Annotated in this window: 16 protein-coding genes and 1 pseudogene; 7 read left to right on the forward strand and 10 right to left on the reverse strand. The window is 74.0% G+C overall.

The features are described from left to right. Positions 1-7 precede the first annotated feature (7 nt). The 3 genes from AB0E14_RS03760 (at position 8) to AB0E14_RS03770 (ending at position 3,423) form a co-directional block, all read left to right on the forward strand. Positions 8-1,573 (forward strand): class I tRNA ligase family protein, encoded by a 1,566-nt coding sequence (locus AB0E14_RS03760; RefSeq protein ID WP_362411399.1) that lies wholly within the window; start codon positions 8-10, stop codon positions 1,571-1,573. 138 nt (positions 1,574-1,711) lie between these two features. Continuing rightward, positions 1,712-2,983 (forward strand): D-inositol-3-phosphate glycosyltransferase, encoded by a 1,272-nt coding sequence (gene mshA, locus AB0E14_RS03765; RefSeq protein WP_362411863.1) that lies wholly within the window; start codon positions 1,712-1,714, stop codon positions 2,981-2,983. A 236-nt stretch (positions 2,984-3,219) separates the two neighbouring features. Beyond that, on the forward strand, positions 3,220-3,423 hold the full coding sequence (locus tag AB0E14_RS03770; protein ID WP_362411402.1) for a hypothetical protein: 204 nt from the start codon (positions 3,220-3,222) through the stop codon (positions 3,421-3,423). 158 nt (positions 3,424-3,581) lie between these two features. Here AB0E14_RS03770 and AB0E14_RS03775 read toward each other — a convergent pair whose 3' ends face one another. The 7 genes and pseudogenes from AB0E14_RS03775 to AB0E14_RS03805 all read right to left on the reverse strand — a co-directional run. Next, the gene (locus tag AB0E14_RS03775) at positions 3,582-4,694 is read right to left on the reverse strand and encodes a helix-turn-helix domain-containing protein (RefSeq protein ID WP_362411405.1); all 1,113 of its coding nucleotides are present in this window, start codon (positions 4,692-4,694) and stop codon (positions 3,582-3,584) included. A gap of 120 nt (positions 4,695-4,814) precedes the next feature. After that, on the reverse strand, positions 4,815-5,939 hold the full coding sequence (locus AB0E14_RS03780; protein WP_362411408.1) for a helix-turn-helix transcriptional regulator: 1,125 nt from the start codon (positions 5,937-5,939) through the stop codon (positions 4,815-4,817). 88 nt (positions 5,940-6,027) lie between these two features. Next, entirely contained in the window at positions 6,028-6,456 is a 429-nt protein-coding gene (locus tag AB0E14_RS03785; protein WP_362411411.1) for a transcriptional repressor, read from the reverse strand. 42 nt (positions 6,457-6,498) lie between these two features. Next, on the reverse strand, positions 6,499-7,404 hold the full coding sequence (locus AB0E14_RS03790) for a class I SAM-dependent methyltransferase (RefSeq protein WP_362411414.1): 906 nt from the start codon (positions 7,402-7,404) through the stop codon (positions 6,499-6,501). A gap of 178 nt (positions 7,405-7,582) precedes the next feature. Beyond that, complete coding sequence (locus tag AB0E14_RS03795; RefSeq protein ID WP_362411416.1) at positions 7,583-8,077, reverse strand: GNAT family N-acetyltransferase; 495 nt, start codon at positions 8,075-8,077, stop codon at positions 7,583-7,585. Positions 8,078-8,203: 126 nt separating this feature from the next. Beyond that, positions 8,204-9,115, reverse strand: a complete 912-nt coding sequence (locus tag AB0E14_RS03800) for a M56 family metallopeptidase (protein ID WP_362411419.1) — start codon at positions 9,113-9,115, stop codon at positions 8,204-8,206. A 248-nt stretch (positions 9,116-9,363) separates the two neighbouring features. Next, positions 9,364-9,723 (reverse strand): annotated as a pseudogene (locus AB0E14_RS03805) (BlaI/MecI/CopY family transcriptional regulator); the annotation flags it as partial. A 93-nt stretch (positions 9,724-9,816) separates the two neighbouring features. On the opposite strand from AB0E14_RS03805, the gene AB0E14_RS03810 reads away from it, so the two are divergent. Further along, a complete protein-coding gene (locus AB0E14_RS03810; RefSeq protein ID WP_362411422.1) occupies positions 9,817-9,972 on the forward strand; it encodes a hypothetical protein in 156 nt (51 codons plus the stop codon). 21 nt (positions 9,973-9,993) lie between these two features. Here AB0E14_RS03810 and AB0E14_RS03815 read toward each other — a convergent pair whose 3' ends face one another. The 3 genes from AB0E14_RS03815 to AB0E14_RS03825 all read right to left on the reverse strand — a co-directional run bounded on the left by AB0E14_RS03815 (position 9,994) and on the right by AB0E14_RS03825 (position 12,932). Further along, positions 9,994-10,368, reverse strand: a complete 375-nt coding sequence (locus tag AB0E14_RS03815) for a metal-sensitive transcriptional regulator (protein WP_362411425.1) — start codon at positions 10,366-10,368, stop codon at positions 9,994-9,996. Continuing rightward, complete coding sequence (locus AB0E14_RS03820) at positions 10,286-12,550, reverse strand: heavy metal translocating P-type ATPase (protein WP_362411428.1); 2,265 nt, start codon at positions 12,548-12,550, stop codon at positions 10,286-10,288. The genes AB0E14_RS03815 and AB0E14_RS03820 overlap by 83 nt, the downstream gene beginning before the upstream one ends. Positions 12,551-12,638: 88 nt before the next feature. Beyond that, a complete protein-coding gene (locus AB0E14_RS03825) occupies positions 12,639-12,932 on the reverse strand; it encodes a heavy-metal-associated domain-containing protein (RefSeq protein WP_362411431.1) in 294 nt (97 codons plus the stop codon). A 176-nt stretch (positions 12,933-13,108) separates the two neighbouring features. Between AB0E14_RS03825 and AB0E14_RS03830 the strand changes: the two genes are divergently transcribed. The 3 genes from AB0E14_RS03830 to AB0E14_RS03840 all read left to right on the forward strand — a co-directional run bounded on the left by AB0E14_RS03830 (position 13,109) and on the right by AB0E14_RS03840 (position 15,432). Beyond that, entirely contained in the window at positions 13,109-14,074 is a 966-nt protein-coding gene (locus tag AB0E14_RS03830) for a hypothetical protein (RefSeq protein ID WP_362411434.1), read from the forward strand. Positions 14,075-14,133: 59 nt separating this feature from the next. Beyond that, complete coding sequence (locus tag AB0E14_RS03835; RefSeq protein WP_362411437.1) at positions 14,134-14,823, forward strand: copper homeostasis protein CutC; 690 nt, start codon at positions 14,134-14,136, stop codon at positions 14,821-14,823. A 165-nt stretch (positions 14,824-14,988) separates the two neighbouring features. Further along, positions 14,989-15,432 (forward strand): hypothetical protein, encoded by a 444-nt coding sequence (locus tag AB0E14_RS03840; protein ID WP_362411440.1) that lies wholly within the window; start codon positions 14,989-14,991, stop codon positions 15,430-15,432. Positions 15,433-15,469: the final 37 nt, after the last annotated feature.

Consider the following 15,469-nt stretch of genomic DNA (forward strand, 5'->3'; position numbering starts at 1 on the left):
AGGTCCCATGAGCACCCCCGTCTGGATCACCGCGACCCCGCCGGCCACCCACGGCGAACTGCACATCGGTCATCTCGCGGGCCCGTACGTCGCCGCCGACGTCCTCACCCGGTTCCTGCGCGCCGAGGGCGAGGCCGTACGGTTCACCACCGGCACCGCCGACCACGCCAGCTCCGTCGAGGTCCGGGCGCTGCGGCTGCACCGCAAGCCCGAGGAGGTCGCCGAGGGCTACCGCGCCGCGATCACCGCCGACTGGCTGCGCTCCGGCGTGGAGTTCGACCACATCGTGCGCCCGCGCCGCGACCGCGGCTACGGCCGCTGGGTGCGGGACCTCTTCAGCCGGCTGTACGCGCAGGGCGTGATCGCGCCCCGGACGCGCCTGCTGCCCTACTGCGAGCCGTGCGAGCGCTGGCTGTACGGCGCCCACGTCACCGGCGTCTGCCCGCACTGCGGCGCGGTCAGCGGCGGCGGGATGTGCCACGAGTGCGCGCGCCCCAACGACGGCGGCGACCTGATCGAGGCCCGCTGCTCGCTCTGCGCGACCCCCGCGCTCCCGCGCCGCTGCCGCAGGCTCTACGTCCCCCTCGAACCCTTCCGCGAGGCGCTCGCCGACTACTGGGCCACCGCCGGCCTCCCGCCCCGGCTCGCCGCGCTGTGCGAGTCGCTCGTGGAGGACGGGCTGCCGGACATCGCCGTCGGCCACCCGGCCGAGTGGGGGCTCCAGGTGCCCGTCGAGGGCTTCCCCGAGCACCGGATCGACGGCTGCTTCGAGGCCGCCGCCATGCACCTGTTCGGCTACGACCCCAAGGGGCCGCTGCCGCGCCGGGCCATCCACTTCTGCGGTTTCGGGCACGCCTTCTGCCACGCCGTGCTGCTGCCGGTGCTGCTGCTCGCCCAGGACATCAAGCTGCCCCAGGACTTCTGCGTCAACGAGTCGTACGTCGTCGAGGAGGGCGTCCAGGAAGGCAACGTCTGGGCGCTCGACCTGCTCACCGAGTACGGCGCCGACACCCTGCGCCGGCACGTCCTGCAGGCCCGCCCGCTGGGCCGCCGTACGGTCTTCCGGCGGGACCGGCTCGCCGCCGCCCGCCACGAGCTGGACGAGAGCTGGAACAGCTGGCTCGCCCGGCTCTTCACCGCCGTGCGCGAGGAGTGCGCCGGCCTCACCCCGCAGGCGCTGCCCGGCGGCACCGGCTGGGAGGTCCTTGAACGGCGGCTGCGCCGGGCCGTGGAGGACCTGCGCGAGGCGTACGGCCCCGACGCCTTCGACCCGCGCCGCGCGGTCGCCGTCCTCGACGAGATGGTCCGCTCGGTGGCCGACTTCGGCCACGTCAACGCCCACGAACGCTGCCGGCCCACCACGGCCTGCCCGCACCTGCCCGCCCTCGCCGCCCAGTTGGCGGTCGCCTCGGCGCTCTCGGCCTGGGCGCGCCCGGTGATGCCCGAGGGCGCGGACCGGCTGGCCGCCGCGCTCAAGACCGAGCCCGGGGGCCCGATCGACGCGACGGCGCTCACCCCGCCCGTCCCCGGCACCCGCCTCGCCCCGCCGTCGGGACCGGTCTTCGGCTTCTGACCGCTGATCTCCCTTCCGTAAGCGCCCCCACCCCAGCGCGCCGTCCCACCCATCCCTGCCGCGTGGACCGAGCGCGCGCGACGCGCGGGGGCACGTGGCCCGCCCTCACAGGAGCCCCACGTGTCCCTGCGCGTCGCCATGCTCAGCGTCCACACCTCCCCGCTGCACCAGCCGGGCACCGGGGACGCCGGTGGCATGAACGTCTACATGGTCGAACTCTCCCGGGCCCTCGCCGAACAGGGCGCCCGGGTCGACCTGTTCACCCGCTGCCGGGGCGAGGGCCGGCCCCCGCTGGTCGAGCTCGCCCCGGGGGTCCGGGTCCGGCATCTGCACGCCGGGCCGCGCACGGCGCTCCCGAAGGAGGCCATGCCCGCCCTCGTCGTGCCGTTCTCGCTCGCCCTGCTGAAGGAGAGCGCCCGCTACGACCTGGTCCACTCCCACTACTGGCTCTCCGGGCAGGCGGGCCGGATCGCCTCGGCCGGCTGGCGGATCCCCCTGGTGCACACCGCGCACACCCTGGCCCGGGTGAAGAACGCGGCGCTCGCGGCGGGCGACACCCCCGAACCGGAGCTCCGGATCCGCGGTGAGCACCAGGTGGTGGAGTCCGCGGACCGGCTGATCGCCAACACGGCCGACGAGGCGGCGGCCCTCGCCTCGCTGTACGGGGCGGCGGGCCCGCGCACGGAGGTCGTGCGGCCCGGCGTCGACCTGCGCACCTTCGGCCCCCGCCCGGGCGGCAGGGCCGCCGCCCGGGCCCGGCTCGGCCTGCCCGCCGACGCCTTCGTCCCGCTCTACGCCGGCCGCATCCAGCCCCTGAAGGGCCCGGACGTGCTCGTGCGGGCCGTGGCGGAGCTGCTGCTGCTCGCCCCCGAGCTGCGCCGGAGGCTCCTGGTGCCGGTGGTCGGGGGCCACTCGGGGGCGTCCCGGGAGGGTTCGGCCTGGCGGCTCGCGCGGGAGCTCGGGGTCGCCGATGTCCTGCGGCCCAGCCCTCCCGTGCCGCAGGAGCGGCTCGCGGACTGGTACCGGGCGGCCGACGTGCTCGTGGTGCCCTCGCGCAGCGAGTCCTTCGGTCTGGTGGCCCTGGAGGCGCAGGCGTGCGGGACGCCGGTGCTCGCTGCGGCCGTGGGCGGGCTGCCGACGGCGGTGTGGGACGGGGTGACGGGCCTGCTCGTGCGAGGTCACGACCCGGTGGAGTACGCCCGCCGGCTGCGGTGGCTGGCGGCGCATCCCCGGGCGGGGGCCACGATGGGAGCGGCGGCGGTCGCGCACGCGCGGGGGATGAGCTGGCGGGCCGCCGCGGCGCGGACGGTCGAGGTGTACGAGGCGGCGGTGGGGCAGGGGCGGCGGCACGCCCCTGCCCCGGCGGCCCCTCTCTCCTGGAGGAACGAGAAGGCCGTCGCACGAGTCTAGCATTTCTTTTGGTTGGACCAAAGGTGCGAGAAGCTCCGGATCGCTCAATTCCGATATGACGCGGGCGTATTGCCGTGCAGCCGCACGGAATGACGCATCCACGCCATGGCAGATCCACGCATGGAGAAACTCTGGATCCCTTTCCCGGCGCGGGCCACCATGGAGATGTCTTCAGGGAGCGCCCGGCGGCACGGGCCCCCGAAGTCGGAATTCACCTTCCAACTCCTGGAGGAATCATGTCCGCTGCGCGTATCGCAGATATTCGGAAGACCGTCCGCCAGTTCGCCGTCGCGATCGTGGCCTGTACGGCCGTCGCCGGTGGTGCGGCGCTGGTCGCGGCCCCCGACGACACCGCGCCCGTGGGCCCGCGCATGGTGGCCGACGGGCAGGACAACGGCTGGCCCGTCCCGCCGCCGTCCCCGGCGCCGATCGTCGACTGACCTTCTGCCGAGGGAATTGCTTTACCGGGGAGTCGAATCGGGCCCCGCGACCGCCACGGGCGCTCGCGGGGCCCGACCCGTGTCCGCCCATGGCCGGACCGGGAATTCCCGTAGGCCCCTTCGTGCGGCCGCTCGGTCAGGCCCCTTCGTGCGGCCGCTCAGTCCAGCCAGCCGAGCCGCACCGCGCGCGCCCCCGCCTCGAATCGGCTCGACGCCCCGAGTTCCTGCATGAGTTCGGAGATCATCCGGCTCACCGTCCGCAGCGAAACGCCGAGAGTGCGGGCGATCTTCTCGTCCTTCATTCCCGAGGCGAGCATGTGCAGCGCCGCCCGCTGCTGTTCCGAGAGCCCGTCCCCGCCCCGCTCGGGCGCCACGTCGTCGCCGTACGGCGTGGCCGTGTGCCAGCAGTGCTCGTACAGGCTCAGGTACGGCCGTACGAGCGCACTGCCCCGGGCCAGGATCGCGCCCTCGCCCGGGTCCTCCGGGCGGATGGGCACCAGGGCGAACTGCCGGTCGGCGATGATCAGGTTCAGCGGCACGGACGGGGCGAGCCGGATCTCCACCCCCAGCTCGGCGCGCCGGCCGAGGAACTCCGCCATCTCCGGCAGGGCCGCCTCCTGCCGCCCGTAGATCGCGCGGACCCGCACCCCGTTGCCGATCTGCCGGCGGTCGCGGTCGAGCATCCGCTCAGGGTTCTGGCGCCCGGGCGTCCCGGGGTGCAGCGAGGCCGAACTCTCCTGCATGACATCGGTGATGTCCTCGATCGCCTGCTGGATGCGGCGGTAGTCGGTGAGCGCCTCGACCTCCGCCTCCGCCCGGGTCAGCGCGTCGGCCCGCAGAAAGGTGCCGGCCAGGGTCTCCAGCGTGCTGTACGCCCGGTCCGCCTCGGTCAGGTGCTCGCGCAGCCGCTCCCGCTCCCGTTCCAGGAGCCGCAGCAGCGCGATCTCGGGGTCCACCGCGGCGACGACGTCCGTGTCGGAGCGCCAGCTGCCGTCCTGGACTGCGGTGACGGTGGCGTGCGCGGCGCCGGTCGGGACGATCAGGCCCAGGGAGACGAGGGTGTCACGACATCGCTCGTACTCCTCGGGCGCGAGCCGTAAGTGCGCGAACACCTCGCCGAAGCCGGACACCCCGCGTCTACGCAGTTCCTGATAGAGCCTCAGGACGGGATCACGTGCGGGATCACGTAAGGGATCGCGTGTGGGATCACGCGCGGGGTCGCCGTCTCCGTCGTCCACCGTGCCCGTGCCGATGCCCGCGTCCGTGACCATGGCGAAGTGACCCCCTCTTCGTCCTGTTCGTCCGTGTCGCCGCCCCGCCTCACCCTGTCACAGGGCCCGGCGGCGATCCGAGATGCCGATCGTGGATGTGCCGTGCGTCATCTCCGGGTGCTACGGATCGCCCTCGCCGTCGAGCAGACCGAGCCTGGCCGCCTTCACCCCGGCCTCGAACCGGCTCGCGGCGCCCAGTTCGTGCATGACCTCGGAGAGCAGCCGGCTGACCGTCCGCAGCGACACCCCCAGGTTCTTCGCGATCTGCTCGTCCTTGATGCCCGCGGCCAGCATCCGCAGGGCCGCCCGCTGCTGCTCGGAGAGCCCGTCGCCGCCGCGCTCGGGCTTCTCCTCCTCGCCGTACCGGCCGGCGGCCTGCCAGCAGTACGCGTACAGGGCGAGGTACGAGCGGACCAGGCCAGGACCGCGCGCCAGGAGGCTGGCGGAGGCCGGGTCGTGCGGATCGGTGGGCAGCAGCGCGAAGTTCTCGTCGGCGAGCACCATGTTCATCGGCACGACGGGGGAGAGCCGGATCTCGACACCGAGCGCCGCCCGCTCCTGCAGGTGCTGCGCCATGTCCGGCACCGCGCTGATCCGGCGGCTGTACATCGCGTGGACGCGCACCCCGCGCTCACGCAGGGCCCGGTCCCTGGTCAGCTCGGCGGCCATGTCCGCGCGCCGTACCGATCCGGTGTGCATCGAGTGCACCGAGGCGCGGACGGTGTCGCCGAGCGCGGCCAGTTCCCGGCGGACGCGTGCGGGGTCGGTGACGATCTCGACGTCGGCGGCGGAGCGGGGCGCGGCGCCGGCCCGCAGGAACGGTCCTGCCAGCGTCGCGAGGGTGGCCTGGGCGCGACTGGTCTCGGCGAGCCGGTGTTCGAGCCGGTCGCGCTCGCGCTGGAGGAGCCGGACGAGGGCGACGTCCGGTTCGACGACGCACTGCGGGGCGTGCGGGCGGCCGTCGTCCGCGGGGGGCGCGGGCGGCATGAGCGGCGCGGGGTGCGCGGGCGGCGCGGCGTCGGTGCGCGGCTCGGGCGGGGAGGGGTTCGCGGGCGGCGCGGGTGGCGCGGGTTCGATCAGGCCGAGCGCGGTGAGTTCGGCGTGGCAGCGCTGCCGGTCGGCGGCGGAGAGCCCGAGGCCGTCCGCCACGTCGTCGAAGTCGGCGGTGGGCCGGGCACGGAGTCCCAGGTAGACCGCGAGAGCCTGTTCGCTTCCCGTACGCGTCCCGGTGGCGTTTTTGGACACTGAGCAGCAGACTCCCCTCGGACCCGTAACGGTCCCGTTGAATCGCCCCGCTCGACCCTGCCACACATTCGAACGCCACGCACGGGGTTCAACCGGCCGCGCAGTCGGGGCACAGCCCCTTGAAGACGATCTCGGCGTCGCTGGTCCGCCAGCCCGGCAGGGCGCCGCGCGGGGGCTTGGGGGCCGGTGCCTCGACGTTCTCGACGCGACCGCACCGGACGCAGAGGGCGTGCTGGTGCGGTGTCCCCGACACCTCGAAGACGGCCGGAAGACCGGGCCGGTCGAACTTGGTGACCAGGCCGGTCTCCTGGAAGTGCCGCAGCATCTCGTAGACGGCCTGGCTGGTGAGCGTGCCGAGGCGCTCACGGGCGGCGGCGGCGATCGCCTCCACGTCGAGATGGCCGGCGGAGGCGAGCACCGTGAGCACCTCGAGGCGGGGGCCCGTGACCCGGAGCCCGACGTCGCGCAGGCGCTGGATCACCGCCTCGCGGTCCGAGAGTTCTTCCACGACTGCCATCTTCTCCGCCCGGCACGGTCGATCAGATTCGATCTGGTCGGCTCAAACTTTTGCGGGCATCGTACCTCTTGGCCCCCCGGCACGGCAGATGAGGAGCACGCTCTCTGTCCGCTCGTCGATGCGGAGCCGCCGCCTGCCCTCGATGCGCAGGCCCGCCGAGCGCAGTTCGGCCGCGAGCCGCTCGGGGTCGACGATCCATTTGTCGGTGGTGAGGACGGCCCGCTCGGCTGCGAGCTTGCCGGTCCTGGCCGCGTAGTAGGTGATCCGCTCGCTCATGGTGGGCAGGTCGAAGACCTGCCGGGCGACCACCCACTCGTCGATCCCGTCGAAGCGGGGGACCTGGAACGCCCAGGTCCGCCGTGGCTCGGCGACGAGGCCGTGGCGCAGGTGGGAGGTGTAGTCGAGGGCGAGGGCCCCGCCGGTGTCCAGATGGGTGGCGATCTCGCGGAGCAGGGCGGGCCGGGAACGCGGCGGTACGGCGGAGACCATGGAGCCGGCCAGGAGCGCGAGGCGGTAACTGCGTTGCAGGCGCAGGTCGGTGAGGTCGGCGCGGGTGGTGAGGACGAGCCGGGCGACCTGGGGGCCGATGCGCCGTGCCCAGGCGTCGAGCCGGGCGAGGGCGGCGGGGTCGCGGTCGACGGCCTCGACGGCGAAGCCGTGCCGGGCGAACGGGACGGCCAGCCGCCCGGCGCCCGAGCCGAGATCGAGGACGGGGCCCCGGGCTTCGCCGGCGCGGCCGCTGCTTTCGCGGCCGCCGCCTTCGCCCGCGCGGGCGAGGTCGAGGTAGCGGACGATGTCGGCGCTGTGCGGACCGAGGAGGGCGTCGAACAGCCAGCCCGCTTCCTCACCCCACGGGGCCACGGACTCGAGGCCGGGCAGCGCGTCGGTGTGGGGGTCGTATCGGGACGGCAGGACCGGCGCGAGCGCGGCGCCGCTCGGTGTCTGCATCGCTCCTCCAGGTGCTCGCTCGGTCCGTGCCGTCCGCGAGACGGGCCCCCGTGCCGCCGGGCGACCGTGTCGCGCGTCCATGGTGCCGGGGGAGGGAGCGCCGCTTCCAGGTCCGGCGACGGCGTGAACACGCGATGGCGTTCATCTGCCAGGCCGTGGAGGGGAGGAGCAAGGGGCGTTACGGGAGTCGCAGCGGGCGGCCGAGGCGGGTCGGGTTCAGCGGGGCGAAGCCCTGGCTCGCGTAGAAGGGGAGCGAGGGGTCCCGGTCCGTGTCCGAGGGGAGCGACACGCGCTGGGCGACGGCCCCGAATCCGCGCATCCGCTCCGTCGTCGCCCCCAGGAGCGCCGAGCCGACGCCGCGTCGGCGCGAGGACTCCGCCACGGCCAGCGCGTACAGCTCGCCCTCGCCCGGCACGGGGACCCCGCCGGCCGCCGCGCCGACGATCGTGCCGTCCTCGCCGGTGGCCACCAGCCAGCCCAGCCAGCCGGGAGCGCCACCCGGAATTTCAATTTCCGCGCGGATGCGCGGAAGTGCGCATTGATGGGACACCAGTCGGTGCACCGGGATTTCGCCGAGGATTTCGTGGTAACTGCCCCGAATGGCGTCCGCCAGCAGCCGGGATATCGTCGCCGCGTCGGCGGCAGCCGCCGCTCGCACGTCAGCCAGCTGCATTGGTCCGTACCCTTCGACGTGCCGAGCCCCTGTGCCAACATACCCACACTAGCCGGGAATTCAGGGCCGCGTGACCGATGTGAAATCTACGAATTCGCTTAGTAATGGGCCGCTGAAACCAGTCGCTTATCCCGGTACGGAACAACACGCCACGATGAGCGGAGCCATCGCCCCCGCGGCCGTCGAGATCGCGAGCAGACCGCGCAGCACGGGATGCCCCGCGCTGTGCGGAGTGAGAATGCGCCGCATCCGCAGCGCGGCCGAGGGGCCGCCCGCCGCGAACGCCTCGCGCGGCGCCTGTCCCGCGGCGAGCGCGTAGAGCGCCGTCGCCAGGGCGTCGCGCGAGCAGCGGCGCAACGCCCGGTCGTCGGCGGCCATTTCGAGCAGCAGCGGTACGGCCGTCGCGCCGTGGCGGGCGAGGGGGAGGCGGCGGAAGGCGAGGCCGAAGGCCTCCGCCGCCGCGACGAGGAGGTGGTGCCGTCCCGCGATGTGCGCGCGCTCGTGCGCGAGGGCCGCCGCCAACTGGGGTGCGGTGAGGGCGTCCAGGGCTCCGGAGGAGACGACGACGCGACGGGAGCGGCCGGGGAGGCAGTAGACGGCGGGGCGGGCGTGGTCGAGCACGGTCGCCCGCAGGTCCGGGTCGTACCGGCCGACCAGGCGCAGGACGCCCGCGTGCCGCAGCCGGGAGCGCCGGGCGCGCAGCAGCTCCCGGACGAAACCGGCGGCGGGCAGCGCGAGGACGGCGAGGGCCAGGGCGCCTGCCGTGTACTGGCGGGCCGTCAGGTCCAGGAGCGTCGCGGGGGAGGGGAGGTCGAGGGTGATGACCCGGTCGGTCAGCCGGTGGCTGCTGTCCCCGTCGAGGACGAGCTGCGCGGGCAGCAGCGCGGCCGATCCGGCGAAGACGGCGCCGACGGCCGCCCAGACGGCGAGCCCGAGCCGGGGCACCTGCTGTGCCCAGCGGGCCCGCACGAGGAGCCAGGGGACCAGCACCCCGGAGACGAGCGCGAGCCCGAGCGGCAGCAACACGTGATGACTCACGCGCCACCGCCGGGGCCGCCGCGCCGGGTCCCGCCGCCGGCGCCGGGGCCGCCATCGCCGGGCCGGTCGCCGGGCCCGATGGCCCCAAGGCGGCCATCGCCGGGCCGATCGCCGGGGCCGATGGCGCCAAGGGCGCCGACGCCGGGTCGCCCGTCGCCGTGGCCGCCGCCGCGTCCGCCGTCCGCGTGCGGGCCGTCGGCGCGTGGGGGGTTCGGGGCCGGGCGGTCGTCGTCCGCCGCGCCCGCCCGGTCGTCGCCGCGCGCCGTGCGCAGCGCCGCGTCCAGGGCGCGCATGTCCTCGGGGGAGATGGTCTCCACGAAGCGCAGGAGCGCGGCCGGGCGGTCGGCGCTGTCGCCGAGGGCGTCCTGCATGAGGGCCGCGGTGTACTCCTCGCGGCCGCGGACCGGTTCGTACAGCCAGGCCCGGCCGGCCTTCTCGCGGCGCAGCCAGCCCTTGCGGTGGAGGATGTCCGCCACCGTCATCACCGTCGTGTACGCGACCCTGCGCCCCAGGTTGATGTCGTCGACGATCTCGCGGACCGTGGCGGGCCGCTGCCAGGCCCACAGCCGGTCCATGATCTCGGCCTCCAGCTCTCCCAGTCGGCGCACGCGCATCCCCTCCCCTCGCGTCCCCTCGCGGGCGGCCCATCGTACGGGCCGTCAGCCCGGTTCACGTATACCCCCCAGGGGTAGGATGACCGGATGTCGACCCTCACAGCGAACCGCCCCTGCGCGAAGGTCTGCGGCCCCGGACTGCCCGGTTCGGTGGAGCTGACGCTCCTCCGGCAGGTGCTCGGGCTCTGTCTCCGCCTGAGCGTCCGTCTTTCCGCCGACTGCCCTTCACGCAAGGGCGGTTGAGTCCCGCCGAGCCCCTCGGGGCTACGTCCTGATCAGCCGGGCGATCGCCTTCGAGGCCTCGCCCACCTTCTCCTTCGCCTGGTCCCCGCCCTGGGCGATCGCCTCGGTCACACAGCAGCTGAGGTGCTCGTCCAGGAGGGCCACGGCGCAGGACTGCAGGGCCGCGTTGATCGCGGAGACCTGGGTCAGGACGTCGATGCAGTACACGTCCTCGTCGACCATCCGCTGCACCCCCCTGACCTGTCCCTCGATGCGCCTCAGGCGTCTGATGATGTCTTCCTTGTGCTGTCCGTACCCGGCCACGGCAGACTCCTCATGCCTTGTCGGCGGCCTGGAAGCCGCGCAGGCGCAGGCTGTTGCCGACGACGAAGACCGAGGAGAAGGCCATCGCGGCACCCGCGATCATCGGGTTGAGCAGACCGGCCGCGGCGAGCGGCAGGGCGGCCACGTTGTAGGCGAAGGCCCAGAAGAGGTTCGACCGGATCGTGCCGAGCGTGCGCCGGGAGAGCCGGATCGCGTCGGCCGCGGCCCGCAGGTCCCCCCGTACGAGCGTCAGGTCGCCCGCCTCGATCGCGGCGTCCGTGCCGGTGCCCATCGCCAGGCCCAGGTCGGCCTGGGCGAGCGCGGCGGCGTCGTTGACGCCGTCGCCGACCATGGCGACCGAACGCCCCTCCGCCTGCAGCCGCTTGACGACGTCGACCTTGTCCTGCGGCATGACCTCCGCGATGACCTCGTCGATGCCGACCTCGGCGGCGACGGAGCGGGCGACCGCCTCGTTGTCGCCGGTGAGCAGGATCGGGGTGAGGCCGAGGCCGCGCAGCCGGCGGATCGCCTCGGGGCTGGTCTCCTTGACGGCGTCGGCGACCTCAAGGACCGCGCGGGCCTCGCCGTCCCAGGCCACCGCGATCGCGGTCCTGCCCGCCGTCTCGGCCGCCTCCTTGGCGGACTTCAGCGAGGCGGGCAGCTCCATCGCCCACTCGGTGAGCAGCTTCTCCCGGCCGACGAGGACCGCGTGGCCCTCGACGATGCCCTGGACGCCGAGACCGGGGAGGTTGGCGAAGTCCTCGGGGGTGGGCAGCGTGCCGACCCTGGCGGCGGCGCCGGTGGCGACGGCCTGCGCGATGGGGTGCTCGGAGGCGTGTTCCAGGGCGCCCGCGAGGCGCAGCACGTCCGTCTCGTCCGTACCGGCGGCGGTGTGGACCTTGATGAGGGTCATCCGGCCGGTGGTGACCGTACCGGTCTTGTCGAGGACGATCGTGTCGACCTTGCGGGTGGTCTCCAGGACCTCGGGACCCTTGATCAGGATGCCGAGCTGCGCGCCGCGTCCGGTGCCGACCATGAGCGCGGTCGGCGTGGCCAGGCCCAGGGCGCAGGGGCAGGCGATGATCAGTACGGCGACGGCGGCGGTGAAGGCGGCCGTGAGCCCGGCGCCGGTGCCGAGCCAGAAGCCGAGCGTGCCGAGCGCGAGCGCGATGACGACGGGGACGAAGACGGCGGAGATCCGGTCGGCAAGCCGCTGGGCCGCCGCCTTGCCGTTCTGGGCGTCCTCCACGAGCTTGGCCATCCGGGCCAGTTGAGTGTCGGCGCCGACGCGGGTGGCCTCGACGACGAGCCGGCCGCCGGCGTTCAGGGTGGCGCCGGTGACGGCGTCGCCGACGCCGACCTCGACCGGTACGGACTCGCCGGTGAGCATGGAGGCGTCGACGGCGGAGGAGCCCTCGACGACGGTGCCGTCGGTGGCGATCTTCTCGCCCGGGCGGACCAGGAAGCGGTCGCCGACCTGGAGTTCGGCGGTGGGAACGGTCACCTCGCGGCCGTCGCGGAGGACCGTGACCTCCTTGGCACCGAGCTGCATGAGCGCCTTGAGCGCGGCGCCCGCCTTGCGCTTGGAGCGGGCCTCGAAGTAGCGGCCGGCCAGGATGAAGGCGGTGACGCCCGCCGCGGCCTCCAGGTAGATGTTCCCGGCGCCGTCGGTGCGGGCGATCGTGAACTCGAAGGGGTGGGTCATGCCCGGGGTCCCGGCGGTGCCGAAGAACAGCGCCCACAGGGACCAGAGGAACGCCGCCAGCGTGCCGACCGAGATCAGCGTGTCCATGGTGGCCGCGCCGTGCTTGGCGTTGGTCCAGGCGGCCTTGTGGAAGGGCCAGGCGGCGTAGACGACGACCGGCGCGGCGAGGGTGAGGCTGAGCCACTGCCAGTACTCGATCTGGAGCGCCGGGACCATCGCCATCGCGATCACGGGGACGGCGAGCGCGACGGCGGTGATCAGCCGCTGCTTGAGGGGGCGCAGCTCCTCGTCGGCCTTCTCCTCGTCGGTGGGGCCGTCGGCGCCGGACTCCGCCCGCGGGGGAGTGGGCTCCTCGGCGGTGTAGCCGGTGGCCTCGACGGTGGCGATGAGGTCGGCGACGGAGATGTCGGTGTCGAAGGTGACCTTCGCCTTCTCGGTGGCGTAGTTGACGGTGGCCTCGACCCCGTCCATGCGGTTGAGCTTCTTCTCGATCCGGGCGGCGCACGAGGCGCAGGTCATGCCGCCGATGGCGAGCTCGACCTGGGCGGCGCCTGGGGTGGTGGTGGTCATTTCCTGCTCCTCGGTACAGCGGGTGCGGGGGCCGGGGCCCATGGGTGGACGGGCCCCGGCGGCCGGAAGGGGGCGTGGGCCGCTGCCGTCAGGCGCGGCCGGTCAGCTCGTAGCCGGCGTCGTCGACGGCGGCGGTGATCGCCGCGTCGTCGGGGGCGCCGCCGGTGGTGACGGTCACCAGGCCGCCGGCCACGTCGACGTCCACGGAGATGACGCCGTCGAGCGCGGAGACGGAGGTGGTGATCGCGGTCTTGCAGTGTCCGCAGGTCATGCCGGACACGGTGTAGACGGTGGCGGTGCTCTCGGCGACGGCCGTGGCGGTGGCCGTGCCGGCCTCGGCGGCGGTGGAGCAGCTGCCGTCAGGAGTACAGCAGGAAGACATGGGTTCCTCCTCGATGGTGGCGATACCCTGTGGGGGTATCCGGAACTGAGTCCAATGTATACCCCCCAGTGGTATCCGGCGCAAGGGCGGATCCGACTTGACTTGATACCCCCCAGGGGTATGGTGAAGTGCATCGGACGTCAATCCGCGCCATCAACGCGTACGGGAGAGCAGCCATGAACACCGGAGTGAGGATCACCGCCTTCGCCGCCGCGGTCGCCGCGACGTTCGGGACGGCGTACGGCGTCGGCAAGGGCATCGGCCCGGTGGGCGAACCGCCCGCGAAGGCCGCGCACGGGGAGCATGCGAGCGCTCCCGCGGAGCCGGGGACGGCGCCGGCGGGGGCCGCGTCCGCGGCCGGGGGCCTGCAGGTCTCCGACGGCGGCTACACGCTGGACCTGGAGACACCGACCCCGGCGCAGGGGCGGAGCGTCCTGAAGTTCTCGGTCAAGGACGCGGGCGGCAAGAACGTCACCGCGTACACCACCGAGCACGGCAAGGAGCTGCACTTCATCGTGGCCTCGCGCGACCTGACCGTCTTCCGGCACCTGCACCCCGTGCGCGCGGCCGACGGCACCTGGTCGACCCCGGTCGACCTGCCCGCCGCCGGTGGCTACAAGGCCTTCGCCGACTTCAAGCCCGCGGCGAAGGGGGCGAAGGGGATCACGCTCGGCGCCGACCTCGCCGTCCCCGGCGCGTACGCCCCCCGGCCGCTGCCGGCCGCCACGCCCACCGCGACCGTCGACGGCTACGAGGTCGCGCTGGGCGGCACCCTCGTCCCGGGCCGGGCGGGTGAGCTGAAGCTCACGGTCAGCAAGGACGGGAAGCCCGTCACGGACCTGGAGCCGTACCTCGGGGCGTACGGCCACCTCGTCGCCCTGCGCGACGGAGACCTGGCCTACCTCCACGTCCACCCCAACGAGGGCGGTCCAGGACCGGTGGTCTCCTTCACGGCGACGGCGCCGAGCGCGGGCTCGTACCGCCTCTTCCTCGACTTCCAGCACGGCGGGAAGGTCCGCACCGCGGCCTTCACGGTGCAGGCGGGACCGGGCGGGGCTCCGGTGTCCGCTCCGGCATCGGCTCCGACATCCGCTTCGTCGGATGAGGCGCCGCACGATGCGGGAGGCCACGAGCACGGCTAGGGTGGTCATTGGACTAGACCTGTAGACCTGTAGCCGTCATTCATGGAGGAATGGGCTCGATGAGCAAGCGTGCAGTCCTTGAGGTGATCGCCCTCGACGAGGAGGACGCGGTCGCCGCCCAGGCCGGTGGGGCGGACCGCCTCGAGCTGGTCACCGACATGGCGGCCGACGGGCTGACCCCGTCACGGACCGGCTTCGCCGCGATCCGCGCCGCCGTGGACATCCCGCTGCGCGTGATGCTCAGACTGACGGACGGCTTCGCCGCGGGCGACATCGACCGGCTGGTGGCCCGCGCCGCCGACCTACGGGACGCGGGCGCGGACCAGTTCGTGCTGGGCTTCCTGACGCCCGACGGCGACGCGGACCTGGTGGCCGTCGAGCGGCTGGTCACCGTCCTGGACGGCTGCCGGTGGACCTTCCACCGCGCGATCGACCGCACGCCCGACCGCGACGCCCTGCGCAAGCAGCTCGCGGACCTGCCGGGCCTCGACACCTACCTCACGGCGGGCTCGCCCACCGGCGTCGACGACGGACTCCCCGTCCTCCTCGCGGAGGCGGCCCGCGCGGGCGAGCCCGGCTACGAGCCCCAGATCCTGGTCGGCGGCGGCCTCCGCCTCGACCACCTCCCCCGCCTGCGCGCCGCCGGCCTCGACGCCTTCCACATCGGCGGCGCGGCCCGCCCCCACGGCTGGACGGCCCCGGTCTCCCCGGACGCGGTCCGGGTCTGGCGCGAGGCGCTGGACGCGTAGGTCGGACGACGCGATCCGCGAGGCACGTGCGCACGCGCGCTTGAGTAGCCGTACTCAAGCGCGCCGAAGGGCACCGTTTCGATACTGACTCCCATGCGAACGGGAGAAGTCATGGGACTGGGACAGCGTCGGTCGAGGCTCGAAGTGTGGGTTCCGGCAGGGTACGTGGCCATTGTGGTCGGACTGCTGGTCTGGGCGGACGTGCTCGTCCGCACCGGGGACGGGTCCTTCGCCGGCGTCTGGGCGATCCTCGCCACCGCGCCGCTCAGCATGCTGGCCCTGTCTCTGTTCACCCCCTCTCCCGAGTCGCTCGCGGCGCTGGAGGCCGCGCCGCCCGCCCACACGGGCCCCACACCGCCCACGCCCCTCCCGGCTCCGGCGCCCGAGACCGGAACCGAGACAGGGCCGCCCGTCGGGCCGCCGCCGACCGCCGCGGAGCTGCAGGACGTGTCCGACGTGCCCGGCGCCGACCTCGTGGGCGACTGGCTGGGCTTCGGCTTCTACGGCCTGATCCTGGCCTGCGCGCTGGCCAACGCCACCGCCCTCTGGGCCCTGACCCGCGCCGTGACCGGCGCCTTCACCGCCCGCCGCGCCCGCCCGCTCGGCTGACCCGCTCGGCTGACTCGCGTGGCTGACCCGCGTGGCT

Origin of the sequence: Streptomyces sp. NPDC047981, from assembly GCF_040653315.1 — a bacterium.
Taxonomy (GTDB): domain Bacteria; phylum Actinomycetota; class Actinomycetes; order Streptomycetales; family Streptomycetaceae; genus Streptomyces.

Bases quoted from the DNA above. Each gene is read 5' to 3' on its own strand.
- mshA (WP_362411863.1), top strand. From the start codon at position 1,712: ATGCTCAGCGTCCACACCTCCCCGCTGCACCAGCCGGGCACCGGGGAC.
- AB0E14_RS03770 (WP_362411402.1), top strand. From the start codon at position 3,220: ATGTCCGCTGCGCGTATCGCAGATATTCGGAAGACCGTCCGCCAGTTC.
- AB0E14_RS03790 (WP_362411414.1), bottom strand. From the start codon at position 7,404: ATGCAGACACCGAGCGGCGCCGCGCTCGCGCCGGTCCTGCCGTCCCGA.
- AB0E14_RS03775 (WP_362411405.1), bottom strand. From the start codon at position 4,694: ATGGTCACGGACGCGGGCATCGGCACGGGCACGGTGGACGACGGAGAC.
- AB0E14_RS03760 (WP_362411399.1), top strand. From the start codon at position 8: ATGAGCACCCCCGTCTGGATCACCGCGACCCCGCCGGCCACCCACGGC.
- AB0E14_RS03785 (WP_362411411.1), bottom strand. From the start codon at position 6,456: ATGGCAGTCGTGGAAGAACTCTCGGACCGCGAGGCGGTGATCCAGCGC.
- AB0E14_RS03810 (WP_362411422.1), top strand. From the start codon at position 9,817: ATGTCGACCCTCACAGCGAACCGCCCCTGCGCGAAGGTCTGCGGCCCC.
- AB0E14_RS03825 (WP_362411431.1), bottom strand. From the start codon at position 12,932: ATGTCTTCCTGCTGTACTCCTGACGGCAGCTGCTCCACCGCCGCCGAG.
- AB0E14_RS03820 (WP_362411428.1), bottom strand. From the start codon at position 12,550: ATGACCACCACCACCCCAGGCGCCGCCCAGGTCGAGCTCGCCATCGGC.
- AB0E14_RS03835 (WP_362411437.1), top strand. From the start codon at position 14,134: ATGAGCAAGCGTGCAGTCCTTGAGGTGATCGCCCTCGACGAGGAGGAC.
- AB0E14_RS03795 (WP_362411416.1), bottom strand. From the start codon at position 8,077: ATGCAGCTGGCTGACGTGCGAGCGGCGGCTGCCGCCGACGCGGCGACG.
- AB0E14_RS03830 (WP_362411434.1), top strand. From the start codon at position 13,109: ATGAACACCGGAGTGAGGATCACCGCCTTCGCCGCCGCGGTCGCCGCG.